This window comes from Mycobacterium sp. NPDC004974 (assembly GCF_053600815.1).
Genome location: NZ_JBSGAQ010000004.1, coordinates 101268 through 116309, shown reverse-complemented (window position 1 = coordinate 116309; position 15042 = coordinate 101268). Strand labels below are relative to the sequence as shown.

Here is a 15042-nt window from a genome sequence, read left to right as displayed (position 1 = left end):
TTCAGGCGCCTTTCGACGAGAGGTAGCGCTCGCGGTGCAGCCCCGAACCGCCGAGCAGTTGCAGGCCGGTGCGCGCGCGGCGCAGGAACAGGTGTGCCGGATGTTCCCAGGTGAACCCGATACCGCCGTGCATCTGGATCGCCGACATGGTGGTGGTGCGGTAGGCCTCCGCGCACGTGAAACCAGCCAGAGCGATTGCGCCACTGGCCTTTTCGCTTCGCGCGTCATGTTCGGCCGCGGCGTGCTGGGCGGCTGACGTGGCTGATTCCACCTGCACCAGCAGGTCGGCGGCCATGTGTTTGAGGGCCTGGAAGCTGCCGATGGGGCGGCCGAACTGAATCCGGGTCTTGAGGTAATCGACGGTGATGTCGAAGATTCGCCGGGTCCCGCCGACCTGTTCGCCGGCCAGCGCGATCAACGCGAGGTCGAGGGCCTCCTGCACCGCGTCCCATCCGGTGGTGCCGATGCGGCGGGCCGGGGTGGCGTCGAACGTGTACGTCGACAGTGGGACGGTCGGATCGAAAACCGTTGCGGCCGTGCGCTCGAAGCCGTCGGCGCCGGGAGCGATCTGGAAGATGCCGAAGTCTCCGTTGACGCGGGCCACGACCAGGATCACGTCGGCCACCTGACCGTGGATGACGTAGTGCGCGTTGCCGGTCAGTGTGTGGTCGGCGTCGCCCGGGGCGTCGGCGGCCGCGGCGCGTACGGCGACGCCCTCCGGCGCCCAGGTCCCGCGGGAGCCGGTCACCGCGACGGTCCCCACCGAGGTCCCTTCGACCAGGCCGGGCAGCAGTCGTCGCTTGTCGTCTTCGGTACCGGCCGCACCGATCAGCGCCGACGCCAGCACCGCGCTGGACAGGAACGGAGCCGGCAGCAGCGCGGCCCCGGTCGCTTCGGCGACGGCCTCGAGCTCGAGGGCGCCGAGCCCGACGCCTCCGTACTCGCTGTCGACCAGCAGGCCGGTGACGCCCTGGGCGGCGAGTTTGCGCCACAACCGGCGATCGAACCCGTCGTCGGTGCCCATCACCCGGCGCACGTCCTGCTCGGTGCATTCGTCGTGCAGCAACCCGGAGACCGCGGCGGCCAGTTCCGCTCGCTCGGACACGCTGATCGTCATGTGCACCCGCCTTCCTCGTCGGGTCCATGCAATCTGGCCTCAGCCGTGGTGTAAATCACGCATTCGCACACCCACACGTTTCCGATTGCGACATGCCGGTGTCGCCGTCTTACCGGAATTCAGGCGGGAACGCCGATATCGGCTGTCACCGCCGATGTCGCGCGGATCAGGTCCTCGGGTGACAGCGCGATGTCCAAGCCGCGTTTGCCGGCGCTGCAGAGCACCTTGTCGAAGGCCAGCGCCGAGGTGTCGACAACCGTCGGCAGGCGCTTGCGCTGGCCCAACGGGGAGATCCCGCCCAAGACGTACCCGGTGGACCGCTGCGCTGCCGCCGGATCCGCCATTTCTGCCTTCGGAACGCCCAACGCGGCCGCCGCGGCCTTGAGCGACAGCTTGGTCGGTACCGGCAGCACCGCCACCGCCAGTCCCTTGGGCAACGCGATGACCAACGTCTTGAACACCTGCTCGGCGACGATGCCGCCGGCCGCCAGCTGGGCCACGGCCTCGTCGCCGAACGACTCGTTGCGGGAGTCGTGCTGGTAGGCCACCACTTCGTGGTCGATACCGGCCGCCACCAGAGCTGCGATCGCGGGTGTTGCTGCGCGTGCCACGGCGCTCAGCGTAGCCGGGAACATCGGGGCCCCCGCATGCTGTTATTGCTCTCGACACCTGCTCAGCGCTACTTGTCGGTAGCACGCTCTAGGATCTGTAAGGAGGATTCTGGTGCCAACCGTATGCCTGGAACGGCCGCCGGATACCTACTGGTATTCCGGACCTCTTGGTGGCGCCGTGACAGAAGGGAAGGTGTTTCCCACGATGACTGACGTCGAGCAGGCTGAGCCTGACACGCCGCAGCCGACTGCCGAAACTGATGCCGAGCTGACCGCCCGGTTCGAACGTGATGCCATCCCGCTGCTGGACCAGCTCTACGGCGGCGCTCTGCGGATGACCCGCAACCCCGCCGACGCCGAGGACCTGCTGCAGGAAACCATGGTCAAGGCCTACGCCGGCTTCCGGTCATTCCGCGAGGGGACCAACCTCAAGGCGTGGCTGTACCGCATTCTGACCAACACCTACATCAACAGCTACCGCAAGAAGCAGCGCCAACCCGCTGAGTACCCGACCGACGAGATCACCGACTGGCAGCTGGCCGCGAATGCCGAGCATTCTTCAACCGGGCTGCGATCAGCGGAGGTCGAGGCACTGGAGGCGCTGCCCGACACCGAGATCAAGGCAGCGCTGCAGGCGTTGCCCGAGGAATTCCGGATGGCGGTGTACTACGCCGACGTCGAGGGCTTCCCCTACAAGGAGATCGCCGAGATCATGGATACTCCCATCGGGACTGTGATGTCCCGACTGCACCGCGGCCGCAAGCAGCTGCGCGAACTGCTGGCGGATGTGGCCAGGGATCGCGGCTTCATCCGAGGTCAGCAGCTTGGTGAGCCGGAGGAGGTCTCGTCATGAGTGACAAGCGCGATGAGGACGAGCGCTGGACTCCGCCGGTCGGTCCCGTTGATCCCGAGCACCCGGACTGCGCCGCGGTGATCGCCGAGGTATGGACGCTGCTCGACGGTGAATGCACGGCCGAAAGCCGTGACAAGCTCAAGCACCACCTCGAGGAATGCCCGGCCTGCCTGCGTCACTACGGGGTCGAGGAGCGGGTCAAGCGGCTCATCGCGGCCAAGTGCAGCGGTGAGAAGGCCCCGGAGGGCCTACGGGAGCGGCTGCGCATCCAGATCAGCCGGACCACGATCATCCAGGGCTGACGGGGCAGCCGGCTCCGAGTGGCCCGACGACAAACCGCCCGATCTCCGAAGGGAGTCGGGCGGTCACAGTCAGCCGAAGTGGCTAGCGCACTGACTTCGAACCGGCGTTGGGGCGCTTGCCGTGGTTCGCCTTCGAGTGCTTGCGGTCCCGCTTCTTGCGGCCACGCTTGGCCATGATGATCCTCCAGATGGTGTAAGAGCTTGCTCCCTAGTGTCTCATGACCCGGGGGCGGCGCTCACCACCCGGTGTTGTGGTTCGATGTAGGCCGCAGAAGTAGTCGCGTAGCAGCCGGAGTGAAGTGGGGTGAAGATGGCCGAGGACGTTCGCGCCGAAATCGTGGCCAGTGTGCTGGAGGTCGTCGTTCACGAGGGCGATCAGATCGGTGCGGGGGACACCCTGGTGCTGCTCGAGTCGATGAAGATGGAGATCCCGGTCCTCGCCGAGGTCGCGGGCACCGTGACCAAGGTCAACGTGGCCGAGGGCGACGTGATCCAGGCCGGCGATCTCATCGCGGTGATCGAATAGACGCCGCAGGGCCCCGGTAAAGGCGCTGACTGATGTCCACCCTCGGTGACCTGCTCGCCGAGCACACCGTGCTGCCCGGCAGCGCGGTGGACCATCTGCATGCGGTGGTCGGGGAGTGGCAACTGTTGGCTGACCTGTCGTTCGCCGACTACCTGATGTGGGTGCGTCGCGACGACGGCGTGCTGGTGTGCGTCGCGCAGGTGCGCCCGAACACCGCCCCGACGGTATTGCTCGCCGACTCGGTGGGCACGCTGGCGGCCGCCGCGGATCAGCACATCATCACCACGGCCTTCGAGTCCGGGGCGATCGGGCGGGGAAACGGTGGTACGCAACGACATTCGGCAGACCTGCCCGGGCTGAACGTGGAAGCGGTGCCGGTGCGGCACCGCGATCACGTGGTCGCGGTGCTGACGCACCAGACCGCGCTGGCCGCCCGCCGGATGGCCAGCCCGCTGGAGGGCGCCTACCTGGACTGTGCCAGCGATCTGCTGCACATGCTGTCCGAGGGCACCTTCCCCAATGTCGGCGATCTGGCCATGTCGCGTTCCAGCCCGCGGGTGGGTGACGGGTTCATCCGGCTGGACGAGGTCGGCGACGTGGTGTTCGCCAGCCCCAACGCCATCTCGGCCTATCACCGCATGGGACTGGCCTCCGAAATCGACGGGCACAATCTGGTCACCGTGACCCGGCCGTTGATCTCCGACCCGTTCGAGGCCCAGGAACTGGCCAACCACGTGCGCGACTCGCTCGCGGGTGGCTCCAGCATGCGCATGGAGGTCGACGCCGGCGGTGCGGCGGTGCTGTTGCGGACGCTGCCGCTGGTCGTGCACGGCGCCGCGGTCGGCGCTGCCGTTCTGATCCGCGACGTCACCGAGGTCAAACGACGTGACCGTGCATTGCTGAGCAAGGACGCCACCATCCGGGAGATCCACCACCGGGTGAAGAACAATCTGCAGACCGTGGCGGCCCTGCTGCGGCTGCAGGCGCGCCGCACCAACAATCTGGAGGCCCGGGAGGCGCTGATCGAGTCGGTGCGGCGGGTGTCCTCGATCGCGCTGGTGCACGACGCGTTATCGATGTCGGTCGACGAGGAGGTCAACCTCGACGAGGTGATCGACCGGATCCTGCCGATCATGAACGATGTCGCCTCGGTGGACACCCCGATCCGGATCAACCGCGAGGGCGCCCTCGGCGTGCTCGACGCCGATCGCGCGACGGCGCTGATCATGGTGATCACCGAATTGGTGCAGAACGCGATCGAGCACGCCTTCGACGCGAATACACCCCAGGGTTGCGTGACGATCCGGTCCGAGCGCTCGGCCCGCTGGCTCGATGTCGTGGTGCACGACGACGGGCGTGGGTTGCCCGACGGGTTCAGCTTGGAGAAGGCCGACCGGTTGGGTCTGCAGATCGTCCGGACGCTGGTCACCGCGGAGTTGGACGGGTCGCTGGGCATGCATGACGTCGCCTCGGGCGGAACCGATGTGGTGCTGCGGGTGCCGATCGGTCGTCGCAGTCGCGGGATCCAGTGAGGCCCGCCGTCAGGGTTCACAGGGCGTCCACAGTGGGACGTCAGTACCAATGAAGTAATTACGCAGTTGCGTCAAAAACGAAATGTGACGACCATTACGCAATTTGCCATCGATAATTGCCACAAAAATAAGCTATGGCCCCGACATTCGTCGGGGCCATAGCTTGCGTCGGGGTCTGGACTGAAGGTCAGACTCCGGTGCGGGCCTTGGTGCGGGCGTTGCGACGCTTGAGCGCACGACGCTCATCCTCGCTCATCCCGCCCCACACGCCGGCGTCCTGGCCGGAGTCCAAGGCCCAGGTGAGGCACTCAGTGGTTACGGGGCAACGGTTGCACACCAGCTTCGCGTCGGCGATCTGAGCAAGCGCCGGGCCACTGTTTCCCACGGGGAAGAACAGCTCCGGATCTTCGTCGCGACAGACGGCCTTGTGGCGCCAATCCATAAGATCAAACTCCTTGTTAGACATGTCATGCGTGCGCGGCGAAGCGCACTAGATTTTCTTCGGCTGTTAACGCGTGCACACGAATGTTTCTGCACTGTTGCATTGATGCTTTCACAGGCTGAACAGATGTCAATAGCATTGAGTTAACACGTGGGCAAAGTCACTGGGTGGGTCGGTGACCGGACCGCTCACTCCTGTGTACTACACTTCAGAACTAGCTGCGCCCTAATTCCACCTTAACCGGTGCGTTTGTGCAGGTCAATCACTTTTCTTTGTCGGTGCGACGACGCTCAGCGCCTCGGGAACCGACGTGAACGTCATGGTTTCGCGCTTGCCGATGTAATCTCCGTCAATCTGGCATGCGACAGGCGTGTTACTCGTCACGGTGACTGCTGACACATTGTCGTCACGGATCAGGTGCTTGGCTTCGAGGCGCGGATTGCGGGCCACCATCTGGCGGACCACCCGCAGATTCGCCCAGACGTTCATGCTCGTGATGGCGAACACGCCCAAGCCGGTATCGAACGTGGTTTCGGGGTTCGTCCACACGGGGCGGCTGTTCGCATACGTCCACGGACTGGAGTTCGACACGAAGGCGAAGTGCACTCCGTCGACGGGGTCGGTGCCCGGCAGCTGAAGCGTCAGGCTCGGGTGCTTGCGTGCGCTGGCCAGCATCTCGCGCACCGCCACCCGGATGTAGCGCGATGCGGTGACCTTGCGGCCCTTCTCGCGCTGGGCCTCGACGGCCGCCACCACGTCACCGTCCACCCCCATCCCCGCGGTGAACACGCCCCAGCGCTCGCCGCAGTCCATCAGGCCGATGCGGCGCCACGGACGCCCCATCCGATAGCCGCCGAGCAGGTCGACGAGCTGATTGGTGGCCTCGATGGGGTCGGGGCTGATGCCGAGTGCCCTGGCAAAGACGTTGGCAGATCCTCCCGGGACGACCGCCACAGCGGGGGCCAGGGCGGGATCGGGGCGGGTGCCACAGTCCCCGAGCACGCCGTTGACCACCTCGTTGACCGTGCCGTCGCCGCCGTGAACGATCAGCACGTCCACACCGTCACGGGTGGCGTCTCGGGCGATTTCGATGGCGTGACCACGGTGGTTGGTGTGTTCCACGGTCAGCGTCACCCGGCTTTCCAGCGCATGGGCGAGCAGGTCGCGACCCGCGGGGGTGGTCGAAGTGGCGTTCGGGTTGACGATCAGCACGGCACGCACGGGGCATGAGCCTAACCGGGCAAGGTGTCCCGCCGTTATTCGTAGAGCTCCCCGTCGAGGTAGCGCCACTCGCTCTTCACCCGTTCGAAACGACTGCGTTCATGAAGGATGTGCCGGCCGCCGCCGTGGACGTACTGGGCGCGGAATTCGACCACGCCGCTGTCGTCGGCCTCACCGCCCGCGTCGGTGTCGACGATCTGCAACCGGCGCCAGGTGATGGCCTCGTCGAGGGTCAGGTCGGCGGGGCGGGTGTCGGGATGCCAGGACGCCAGCAGGTAGCCGACGTCACCGACGGCGAAGGCGCTGAACCGCGATCGCATCAGTGCGACGGCCGTGGGGGCCCGGCGGGCGCCGGTGTGCAGCGGCCCGCAGCAGTCGGTGTAGCGGCGGCCGGTACCGCACGGACAGAGGTTGACGCTCGACACGCGGTCAGTGTGGCAGGCCGGCGTCTTGCCTGCCGGGACCCCTGCGCCGGTACCGTACGGAGGTGACCGAACGCCCTGTGAAGCCTTGTCTGTTGCTCGTCAACGGGCCGAATCTCAACATGCTCGGCACCCGGCAGCCCGAAATCTACGGATCCACCACCCTGGCTCAGATCGAGCAGCGGGTGGCAGAGGTGGCCGCCGGGTTCGGCTTCGAGGTACGCGCGGTGCAGAGCAATCATGAGGGCGTGCTGGTCGACGCCATCCAGGCGGCCCGCGTGGACTGCACGGGCATCGTGATCAATCCCGCGGCCTACAGCCACACCTCGGTGGCGATTCGCGACGCGCTGAGCGCCGCCGAACTGCCGGTGGTGGAGGTGCACCTGAGCAACATCCACACCCGGGAATCGTTCCGGCACCACTCGTATGTGTCGGCCGTCGCCGAGGTGGTGATCGCCGGCGCCGGACCGGCCGGATACGAGTACGCGGTGCGCTACCTGGCGGAGCGGCAGTCATGACCCAGCCGCCTGCCATCCGGTACGCAGGTTTTCTGACCGCAGCCGAAGGGGTGGCCCTGTTGGTCTGGGCGGTCGTGCTGCTGGTGCGGGCGGTGGCCGGCGCCGACCAGCACATCGTCAGCGGTTACGGCACCGCGATCTGGGGTGCGCTGATCGGTGGCGGCGTCCTGGCCGGTGGCTGGGCGCTGATCACCGGACGCCGTTGGGGCAGGGGCATCGCAGTGACGGCCAACCTGTTGTTGCTACCGGTGGCCTGGTACGTCGTGACCTCGCACCACATCGTGTACGGCCTACTGATCGGACTGCTCGGCCTGGTGACGTTGGGCCTGTTGTTCAGCCCGTCTGCGGTGGACTGGATCGCCGGACGCGGCTAACCGCTGCGCTCGGCGGCCAGCGCCGAAAGCTCGGGGCCCGACACCCGGTAGGTGGTCCACTCGGTCTGTGGCTTGCCGCCGACGGCGTCATACAGCGCGATGGCGTTGACATTCCAGTTCAGCACCGCCCAGGTCATCCGGGTGTAGCCCTGCTCGACGCATTCACCGGCCAACGTGGACAGCAGTTTCCGGGCCAGACCGCGGCGCCGGAACGCCGGACGCACGTAGAGGTCCTCCAGGTAGAGCCCGGCGACGCCGTCCCAGGTGGAGAAGTTCAGGAACCACACCGCGGTCGCGGCGACCTGCCCGTCGATCTCCACCATGTGCGCATATGCCACCGGCCGGTCACCGAAAAGCGCTGTGTGCATCTGCTTTTCGGTCACCGTGCACTCGTCTGCGGCCCGTTCGAACTCGGCCAACTCGCGAATCATCGCGGTGATCTCGACCTCGTCGCCCGGCCGTGCCCGGCGGATCAACTCGCTCATGTCGCCCCTAGTCCAGTCAGGATGGTTCTGAATTTCGTGGTGGTCTCGTCGACTTCGTCATCTGGATCGGATTCGGCGACAATACCGCCGCCGGCGCTGGCCAGTGCCGTGTATCGATCCGCGGACAGCACCGCGCACCGGATCGAGACCACCCAGCGTCCGTCGCCGTGACTGTCGCACCAGCCGACGGCGCCGGCGTAGAACCCGCGATCGCCCTCCAGCTCGGAGATCAGTGCCGCGGCGCGATCGGTGGGAACTCCGCCGACCGCCGGGGTGGGATGCAGGGCAAGCGCCAGATCGATTGCCGTGGTCTTTTTTTCGCGCAACCGGCCCACAACCGGGGTGCTCAGGTGCCACAGTGCGTCGGTGCCGTGCAACTCGGGTTCCTCGGCGATCTGCAGATCCGCGCACAACGGGTCCAACGCCTGGCGCATGACGTCGACCACGAGCTGATGCTCGTGACGGTTCTTCGCCGATGCGGCCAGCGCGGCGGCGTTGGCCGCATCGATCTGGGGATCGGCCGATCGTGGTGCCGATCCGGCGAACGGCTGGCAGATCACCATCTCGCCCTCGCGCGCCACCAACAACTCGGGGCTCGCGCCCACCAGGGCGGTACCGGTGTGCGCTTCGCCTGCCGCGGAGAGATCCGCCAGGTAGACCGTGGCGGCCGGGTCGGCGTCGGCCAGCCTGCGCAGCACACTTCGAACGTCCCACGGGGAATCCGCGGTCAGCCGCAACGAGCGGGCCAGGACCACCTTGTCGATCGGGACCTGTGGGTCGCGCAGTCGCCGGATCGCCTCGGCCACCCGTCCACGATGCACCGGACCGGGCGGCAGGGTTTCGCGATCCAGTACCGCCGGGGGCGGGCTCGCGTGCCAGCCCGGCAGTGCGTCGGTGAACTGAACTGTGTCGGGTTCGTACAGGGCGGCGGGCGCCGATAGATCGAATGGCAACGCGCCCAACACAATTGGTGTTCCAGAACGCAATGCTGCCTGGGCGTCGGCGATGTCGGCATATCCGGCGCGGCTGCCTTCGGCCAGGACGGCGCCGGTCGGGCCGGCCAATACGAACGACGGATTCACTGCGACAGGCACGGGTTGGGGTGACCGGTCAGGCCGAGCGCGGTGATCTGGCGCACGCCGTGCTCGAATCCGCACACCGCGAGAGAGGCGGGCACCATCGATACCCGGATGCCTTCGGCCACCGGCAGTTCGGTCCAGCGGGTCAGCATCGCGCGGGAGAAATGCCCGTGCCCGACGAACACCACATCCCGGGCGGGCACATGCGCCAGCGCCAGTGCCACGGCCCGATCGGCCCGGGCACTGACCTGCGCGACGGTCTCCCCGCCGGGGCAACCATGCGTCCACACCAGCCAATCGGGCACGGTCTGGCGGATCTGTGGGGTGGTCAGTCCCTCGTAGTCGCCGTAGTCCCACTCGGACAGCACAGGGTTGACCTCATCGACGTGCAGGCCGGCCAGTTCGGCGGTGGCCAGCGCGCGGCGCCGCGGGCTGCTGATCACCAGCGGATCGCTCAGCTGCAGTTCGGCGAGCGCGGGGCGGGCCAGTACGGCCTGCTCGCGTCCGGCCTCGGTGAGTTCCAGCTCGGTGCGGCCGGTGTGCCTGCCGGTCGCCGACCACTCGGTCTCTCCGTGGCGGAGCAGGATCAGGCGGTGCAGGCGGTCGCTCACAACGGCGATTCTGCCCCACGTTCCGGCAATGCCGCCGAGAGCGTGCTTGGATAACAGTGTGACGCGAGTATTAGCGGTCGCCAATCAAAAGGGTGGGGTAGCCAAGACGACGACGGTGGCATCGCTGGGTGCGGCGATGGCCGAGCAGGGGCGGCGCGTTCTGCTGGTCGACCTGGATCCGCAAGGCTGTCTGACGTTTTCATTGGGACATGACCCGGACAAGCTGCCGGTGTCGGTACACGAGGTATTGCTCGGCGACGTCGAGCCGGGGGCGGCTCTGGTCGAGACGGCCGAGGGGATGACGCTGCTGCCGGCCAACATCGATCTGGCGGGCTCTGAAGCCATGCTGCTGATGCGGGCCGGGCGGGAATATGCGCTCAAGCGGGCCCTGGCCAAGGTCGAATCCGATTTCGACGTGGTGATCATCGACTGTCCGCCATCGCTGGGGGTGTTGACGCTCAACGGTCTGACCGCGGCGAACGAGGTGATCGTGCCGTTGCAGTGCGAGACCCTGGCGCACCGCGGCGTGGGCCAGTTCCTGCGCACGATCTCCGACGTGCAACAGATCACCAATCCCGAACTGGCACTGCTGGGCGCGCTGCCCACGCTCTACGATTCGCGCACCACCCACAGTCGTGACGTGCTGCTCGACGTTGCCGACCGGTACGAGCTGCCGGTGTTGGCCCCGCCGATTCCGCGTACCGTCCGGTTCGCCGAGGCCAGCGCGTCGGGATGCTCGGTACTGGCCGGCCGCAAGAGCAAGGGAGGCCTGGCCTATCGCGAGCTGGCCCAGGCCCTGCTCAAGCACTGGAAGTCCGGCAAGAAGCTGCCGACGTTCACGCCTGAGGCGGTCTAGGGCGCTACTTGACCTTCTCCTACGGGCAGACCCGATGCTGACGACATGAACGAAGATCTGCTGAGCATCGGTGAGTTCGCGGCCCGGACCGGGTTGTCGGCCAAGATGTTGCGTTCGTATGCGGCATCGGGGGCATTGGTGCCGGCCGCTGTCGATGAACTCACGGGTTACCGGTACTACTCGCGGGGCCAGATTGCTCAGGCTCGGACGGTGGGGTTGCTCCGGGGAGCCCAGGTACCGGTCGCCGAGATCGCTGAATTCCTGCGGGACCCGACCGAGCAGCAACTGGCTGCCTGGCGGACAGCGCTTGATGATGAATATGCGCACCGCCGTGAGGCGCTCGTGATGGTCCGCGGCGCGCTGCTCGCTCAATTTTCTCCGGTGGCAGGGGGTCGCCGGAGTGACGAGAGGACGATCTGGATGGCTTCGGTGTTACGGTCCGCGACGGCCACTGATCAGGGTCCGGTGCGGGAGAGCAACCAGGATTCACTGCTCGCGGACGGCATCCTGTACGCGGTCGCCGACGGCTTCGGGCCCGGCGGTGAACACGCCAGCCGGATCGCGGTCGAGGTGCTGGCCGCCGGATTCGCCGCCGCACCTGACCGCGACGGGCTCATCGGCGCGGTGCAGGCCGCCAACGAGCAGGTCTTCGCACATGTCAGCGCATCGGGTACCAGCTCGGGGGCCACGCTGACGGTGGTGGCGATGTTCGGCGACGAGCAGGGCGGCCCCATGGCCATCAACATCGGGGATTCGCCGTTGAACCGGATCCGCGACGGAGTCATGTGTCAGCTCACCGACGATCACAGTGTCTCGGGGGAGCTGGTGCGGGCCGGTGAGATCACCCGGGAGGAGGCCCGTTTCCACCCGCACCGGCACCTGCTGACCCGGGCGCTGGGCATCGGCCCCTTCATCCGGCCGGATCTGTTCGATCTCGACTGCCGTCCCGGCGACCGGTTCCTGATCAGCAGTGACGGACTGTTCGCCGGAGCCGAGGATGCCGACATCGCGGGCGCCGCCGCGGATGACGAACCCGAGGTCGCGGCGCAGCGGCTGGTTCAGGTGGCCAACGATGCCGGCGGCAGCGACAACACCACCGTGATCGTTATCGACATCGGCTGAGCCTGACCAGGCCGGGTCACGCTGGGCCCAGCGCCACCAATTGCGTGCCGCGCTGTTCGAGCAGGGTGTCTCCGGCCACCACCGGCACCACCGGCGACACGCTGGGTGTCCGTGGCAGCGCGATGTGCCGCTGCCCGGCACCGGTCTGCTGATCGAAGACGTCGTAACCGTCGTTGACCGGAACCAGGAGCTGCCCGGCCATCACCGTGGCGGGTCCGACGGGCATATGACGTCCGGACTCGTCCACGGTGGGCGTCACGGTGAACTTGTACTGAAGGCCGGCGGTTCCGGTGGTGCTGAATACCAGCACCGAGTCCCCGGTCCACCAGCTGATCAGATCCCCGGTGCGGGTGGTGGTCGACTGCGGTGCGGCCGGCTTGGCCAGCGGCAGGCTGGCAAGAGTCTTTCCGGTCTCGTCGATGACGTTCACCATCGGCTTCGGGGAGGGCAGGTATACCGCGGTCGTGGTGCCCGATACCGCGACCACCTGGGCCCCGGATTCGTCGGTGATGTCCTGCAGTTCGACGTACCGCACGTCGGGGGTGTCCTCTTCGTCGGCCGGGCGCAGCAGCGTCAGCCGGATGAACTTGCTCTTCGGGCAGGATTCCAGCACCGACACCGCCGAGGAACTCGCCGCCGCCGACAGCTGGCGGCACACCGGTGAGGCCGGTACGTCCGGTTTGATGCGGGCGTCCAGGGCGCCGTAGGAGAGCATCCGGACCATGTCCGAGCGCCACAGCTCGAGGCGACTGTCCCCGGCCGAGAGCACCGTGGAGCCGTCGGAGGACAGCCGGACCTCGGGGTCGGCGTAGGCGGTGCGGGCCGGCCCGCGCCTGCCGGTCTTGCCGTCGACGGTGCTGACCTGTCCGCAGCCGCGGACATCCGGATACACCGCGACGGCGTACTGGTACACCGACGTCACACCGCACAGTTCGAGGTCGCGGGCGTAGCTCCACAACACCGCACCGGTGACCGGATCACGGCCTTCGACGGTGGATGCGTCGCCGGTCACCACCGACCCGCCGGCGAGCACGGGTTCGGTGGTCTTCGGGCTGTCGGTGGTCCACAGCTCCTGCAGACCGGCCGGCACCTCGCGCGCCGGAGTCAGGTAGGGGACCGGTGACGCGGCGGGCCGGCTGATGGTGGCCCGGGCGTCACTGGTCCACCAGATCAGGCCGGCCGCCAGCGCGACGATCGCGACGATTGCCGCCGCGGCAGCGATGTCGCCGCGGGTGCGGCGTTCGGGTTTGACCACTGACAGGTCTTGTCTGGCGTTCGCCGGTCAGCCGGCCGTAGCGGTCTCGGTCTTCCGGGGACGACGCCGGCGGCGGCGACGTCCGGCGCTCGACCCGTCGCCCGCGGCGGTGTCCTCCGACTCGATCACCGGTGCGGCATCGGGGCCGTCCTGCGCCGGAGTCGAGGCGCCCTCGGGATGACCGGTGCCTGACTCGCCGCCGCGGGTACGCCGACGGCTGCGGGTCCTGGTCTTAGCCGGCCGATCCTCGTCCGCCGAAGAGATGCGCTTCTCGTCGGGGCTGCGCTTGGCCTTCGCCTTGCGCGGTTCGCCGATCCGGCCGGCGGCATCGGTCGGGATGCCCAGTTCCTCGTAGATATGTGGTGAGCTGGAATAGGTTTCGGCGGGATCGGGACACCCGAGCTCCAGCGCCTTGTCGATCATCTCCCAGCGGGCGAGTTCATCCCAGTCGACCAGGGTGATCGCGACACCGGTCTTGCCGGCGCGGCCGGTGCGACCGATGCGGTGCACGTAGGCCTGCTCATCTTCGGGGCACTGGTAGTTGATGACGTGCGTGACGTCGTCGATATCGATGCCGCGCGCCGCCACATCGGTGGCCACCAGCACGTCGACGGCGCCGGTACGGAACGACTTCAAGGCTTTCTCGCGCGCGCCCTGGCCCAGGTCGCCGTGCACCGCGTCGACCTTGAACCCGCGCTCGGCGAGTTCGTCGGACACCTTCTGCGCAGTGCGCTTGGTGCGGGTGAAGATCATTGTGGCGCCGCGGCCCTCGGCCTGCAGGATCCGGCTCACGAGCTCGGACTTGTCCAGCGCGTGGGCCCGATAGGCGAACTGTTCGGTGGTGTCGTGGGTGGCCGCCGAGTGCGGGGCCTCGGCCCGGATGTGGGTCGGCTGGTTCATGAACGTGCGAGCCAGCGTGATGATCGGGTCGGGCATGGTGGCCGAGAACAGCATCGACTGCCGGTCGTCGGGGGTCAGCCGCAGGATGCGCTCGATATCGGGCAGGAAGCCCAGATCCAGCATCTCGTCGGCCTCGTCGAGCACCAGCACGGACAGTCCGCCCAGCTGCAGGTGGCCCTGCTGGGCCAGGTCGAGCAGCCGGCCCGGGGTGCCGACGACGACGTCGACGCCCTTGCGCAGCGCCTCGATCTGGGGCTCGTAGGGACGGCCGCCGTAGATCGAGGTCACGGAGAACTTGCGGTCGGCGGTGGTGAGGTACTTGGCCGCTCCGGCGAGGTCGTCGTAGACCTGCAGACACAGCTCGCGGGTGGGCACCACGATCAGGGCCCGGGGGGTCCCGTTGAGCGGGCGGGTCTCGTCGCTGGAGACCCGGTGCAACAGCGGGACACCGAAGGCGTAGGTCTTGCCCATACCGGTGCGGGCCTGACCGATCAGGTCGTCCCCGGCCAGCGCCAACGGGAGGGTCAGTTCTTGGATGGCAAACGGGTGGTGAATGCCGTTCTCGGCCAGTGCGCGCACAATTTCGTCGCGGACGCCGAGCTCGGCAAACGTCTTATTCAGATGAGTCATGGTTGGAGGAGGTGGCCTTTCACTGTCAAACCTCATGGGCATCCAGCGCACACGAGTTTGACGGTGAAACGGTCGGGTTCGCCGGGATACAGGTCGTATCCCTCGGCGCTGCCGATCCGTTGGGCCCAGCTCCACGGGGCGGGCCAACTGCGTGCACGCACATTTCCTGGTAGCGGTTCGGGCGCC

The 15042-nt window shown here is 67.4% G+C and carries 19 protein-coding genes; 8 read left to right on the top strand and 11 right to left on the bottom strand.

Annotation, left to right across the window (positions count from 1 at the left end):
• Position 1: 1 nt before the first annotated feature.
• Positions 2 to 1117, bottom strand: coding sequence for an acyl-CoA dehydrogenase family protein (locus ACWEFV_RS11360; protein ID WP_450070245.1), 1116 nt, complete (start codon positions 1115 to 1117; stop codon positions 2 to 4).
• A gap of 119 nt (positions 1118 to 1236) precedes the next feature.
• Positions 1237 to 1728, bottom strand: a complete 492-nt coding sequence (ybaK, locus tag ACWEFV_RS11355) for a Cys-tRNA(Pro) deacylase (RefSeq protein WP_135453265.1) — start codon at positions 1726 to 1728, stop codon at positions 1237 to 1239.
• Positions 1729 to 1933: 205 nt separating this feature from the next.
• On the opposite strand from ybaK, the gene ACWEFV_RS11350 reads away from it, so the two are divergent.
• Positions 1934 to 2581, top strand: a complete 648-nt coding sequence (locus ACWEFV_RS11350; protein ID WP_167857768.1) for a sigma-70 family RNA polymerase sigma factor — start codon at positions 1934 to 1936, stop codon at positions 2579 to 2581.
• Complete coding sequence (gene rsrA / locus ACWEFV_RS11345) at positions 2578 to 2883, top strand: mycothiol system anti-sigma-R factor (protein WP_135453266.1); 306 nt, start codon at positions 2578 to 2580, stop codon at positions 2881 to 2883. Before ACWEFV_RS11350 ends, rsrA begins: the two co-directional genes overlap by 4 nt.
• Positions 2884 to 2965: 82 nt before the next feature.
• Here the strand turns inward: rsrA and ACWEFV_RS11340 are convergent, their stop codons facing one another.
• A complete protein-coding gene (locus ACWEFV_RS11340) occupies positions 2966 to 3058 on the bottom strand; it encodes a 50S ribosomal protein bL37 (RefSeq protein ID WP_003882799.1) in 93 nt (30 codons plus the stop codon).
• A 135-nt stretch (positions 3059 to 3193) separates the two neighbouring features.
• On the opposite strand from ACWEFV_RS11340, the gene ACWEFV_RS11335 reads away from it, so the two are divergent.
• Positions 3194 to 3409: a biotin/lipoyl-binding carrier protein gene (locus tag ACWEFV_RS11335; RefSeq protein ID WP_135453267.1), complete on the top strand. Its 216-nt coding sequence runs from the start codon at positions 3194 to 3196 to the stop codon at positions 3407 to 3409.
• A 32-nt stretch (positions 3410 to 3441) separates the two neighbouring features.
• Positions 3442 to 4941, top strand: coding sequence for a sensor histidine kinase (locus ACWEFV_RS11330; protein ID WP_450070244.1), 1500 nt, complete (start codon positions 3442 to 3444; stop codon positions 4939 to 4941).
• Between the two features lie 187 nt (positions 4942 to 5128).
• Here ACWEFV_RS11330 and whiB1 read toward each other — a convergent pair whose 3' ends face one another.
• The 3 genes from whiB1 to ACWEFV_RS11315 all read right to left on the bottom strand — a co-directional run bounded on the left by whiB1 (position 5129) and on the right by ACWEFV_RS11315 (position 7029).
• On the bottom strand, positions 5129 to 5383 hold the full coding sequence (gene whiB1 / locus ACWEFV_RS11325; protein WP_003882795.1) for a transcriptional regulator WhiB1: 255 nt from the start codon (positions 5381 to 5383) through the stop codon (positions 5129 to 5131).
• A 258-nt stretch (positions 5384 to 5641) separates the two neighbouring features.
• On the bottom strand, positions 5642 to 6604 hold the full coding sequence (locus ACWEFV_RS11320; protein ID WP_135453269.1) for a diacylglycerol/lipid kinase family protein: 963 nt from the start codon (positions 6602 to 6604) through the stop codon (positions 5642 to 5644).
• A gap of 35 nt (positions 6605 to 6639) precedes the next feature.
• The gene (locus ACWEFV_RS11315) at positions 6640 to 7029 is read right to left on the bottom strand and encodes a YchJ family protein (protein ID WP_135453270.1); all 390 of its coding nucleotides are present in this window, start codon (positions 7027 to 7029) and stop codon (positions 6640 to 6642) included.
• 62 nt (positions 7030 to 7091) lie between these two features.
• On the opposite strand from ACWEFV_RS11315, the gene aroQ reads away from it, so the two are divergent.
• Together aroQ and ACWEFV_RS11305 are read left to right on the top strand one after the other, a co-directional pair.
• Positions 7092 to 7544, top strand: a complete 453-nt coding sequence (gene aroQ, locus ACWEFV_RS11310) for a type II 3-dehydroquinate dehydratase (RefSeq protein WP_286174718.1) — start codon at positions 7092 to 7094, stop codon at positions 7542 to 7544.
• Positions 7541 to 7918, top strand: coding sequence for a hypothetical protein (locus ACWEFV_RS11305; RefSeq protein ID WP_450070243.1), 378 nt, complete (start codon positions 7541 to 7543; stop codon positions 7916 to 7918). The genes aroQ and ACWEFV_RS11305 overlap by 4 nt, the downstream gene beginning before the upstream one ends.
• On the opposite strand, the gene ACWEFV_RS11300 is transcribed toward ACWEFV_RS11305, so the two are convergent.
• Genes ACWEFV_RS11300 through ACWEFV_RS11290 form a run of 3 tightly spaced genes read right to left on the bottom strand, consistent with a single transcriptional unit; the run spans position 7915 to position 10093 of the window.
• A complete protein-coding gene (locus ACWEFV_RS11300; protein ID WP_450070242.1) occupies positions 7915 to 8403 on the bottom strand; it encodes an N-acetyltransferase family protein in 489 nt (162 codons plus the stop codon). The genes ACWEFV_RS11305 and ACWEFV_RS11300 overlap by 4 nt on opposite strands.
• Positions 8400 to 9497 carry an isochorismate synthase gene (locus ACWEFV_RS11295; protein WP_450070241.1) on the bottom strand — a complete coding sequence of 366 codons (1098 nt, stop codon included), beginning with the start codon at positions 9495 to 9497 and terminating at the stop codon, positions 8400 to 8402. The genes ACWEFV_RS11300 and ACWEFV_RS11295 overlap by 4 nt, the downstream gene beginning before the upstream one ends.
• On the bottom strand, positions 9482 to 10093 hold the full coding sequence (locus ACWEFV_RS11290; protein WP_450070240.1) for an acid phosphatase: 612 nt from the start codon (positions 10091 to 10093) through the stop codon (positions 9482 to 9484). The genes ACWEFV_RS11295 and ACWEFV_RS11290 overlap by 16 nt, the downstream gene beginning before the upstream one ends.
• 28 nt (positions 10094 to 10121) lie before the next feature.
• On the opposite strand from ACWEFV_RS11290, the gene ACWEFV_RS11285 reads away from it, so the two are divergent.
• A complete protein-coding gene (locus ACWEFV_RS11285; RefSeq protein WP_450070239.1) occupies positions 10122 to 10949 on the top strand; it encodes a ParA family protein in 828 nt (275 codons plus the stop codon).
• A gap of 45 nt (positions 10950 to 10994) precedes the next feature.
• Positions 10995 to 12071 (top strand): MerR family transcriptional regulator, encoded by a 1077-nt coding sequence (locus ACWEFV_RS11280; protein ID WP_450070238.1) that lies wholly within the window; start codon positions 10995 to 10997, stop codon positions 12069 to 12071.
• A 16-nt stretch (positions 12072 to 12087) separates the two neighbouring features.
• Here the strand turns inward: ACWEFV_RS11280 and ACWEFV_RS11275 are convergent, their stop codons facing one another.
• Positions 12088 to 13326, bottom strand: coding sequence for an Rv3212 family protein (locus tag ACWEFV_RS11275; RefSeq protein ID WP_135453282.1), 1239 nt, complete (start codon positions 13324 to 13326; stop codon positions 12088 to 12090).
• A 27-nt stretch (positions 13327 to 13353) separates the two neighbouring features.
• A complete protein-coding gene (locus tag ACWEFV_RS11270) occupies positions 13354 to 14856 on the bottom strand; it encodes a DEAD/DEAH box helicase (protein WP_450070237.1) in 1503 nt (500 codons plus the stop codon).
• Between the last annotated feature and the right edge of the window lie 186 nt (positions 14857 to 15042).

Excerpts from the sequence above, each read along its gene's own strand:
- ACWEFV_RS11270 (WP_450070237.1), bottom strand. The coding sequence starts at position 14,856 with ATGACTCATCTGAATAAGACGTTTGCCGAGCTCGGCGTCCGCGACGAA.
- ACWEFV_RS11350 (WP_167857768.1), top strand. The coding sequence starts at position 1,934 with ATGACTGACGTCGAGCAGGCTGAGCCTGACACGCCGCAGCCGACTGCC.
- ACWEFV_RS11360 (WP_450070245.1), bottom strand. The coding sequence starts at position 1,117 with ATGACGATCAGCGTGTCCGAGCGAGCGGAACTGGCCGCCGCGGTCTCC.
- ACWEFV_RS11300 (WP_450070242.1), bottom strand. The coding sequence starts at position 8,403 with ATGAGCGAGTTGATCCGCCGGGCACGGCCGGGCGACGAGGTCGAGATC.
- ACWEFV_RS11280 (WP_450070238.1), top strand. The coding sequence starts at position 10,995 with ATGAACGAAGATCTGCTGAGCATCGGTGAGTTCGCGGCCCGGACCGGG.
- ACWEFV_RS11305 (WP_450070243.1), top strand. The coding sequence starts at position 7,541 with ATGACCCAGCCGCCTGCCATCCGGTACGCAGGTTTTCTGACCGCAGCC.
- ACWEFV_RS11330 (WP_450070244.1), top strand. The coding sequence starts at position 3,442 with ATGTCCACCCTCGGTGACCTGCTCGCCGAGCACACCGTGCTGCCCGGC.
- whiB1 (WP_003882795.1), bottom strand. The coding sequence starts at position 5,383 with ATGGATTGGCGCCACAAGGCCGTCTGTCGCGACGAAGATCCGGAGCTG.
- ACWEFV_RS11285 (WP_450070239.1), top strand. The coding sequence starts at position 10,122 with ATGCCGCCGAGAGCGTGCTTGGATAACAGTGTGACGCGAGTATTAGCG.
- ACWEFV_RS11335 (WP_135453267.1), top strand. The coding sequence starts at position 3,194 with ATGGCCGAGGACGTTCGCGCCGAAATCGTGGCCAGTGTGCTGGAGGTC.
- ACWEFV_RS11340 (WP_003882799.1), bottom strand. The coding sequence starts at position 3,058 with ATGGCCAAGCGTGGCCGCAAGAAGCGGGACCGCAAGCACTCGAAGGCG.
- rsrA (WP_135453266.1), top strand. The coding sequence starts at position 2,578 with ATGAGTGACAAGCGCGATGAGGACGAGCGCTGGACTCCGCCGGTCGGT.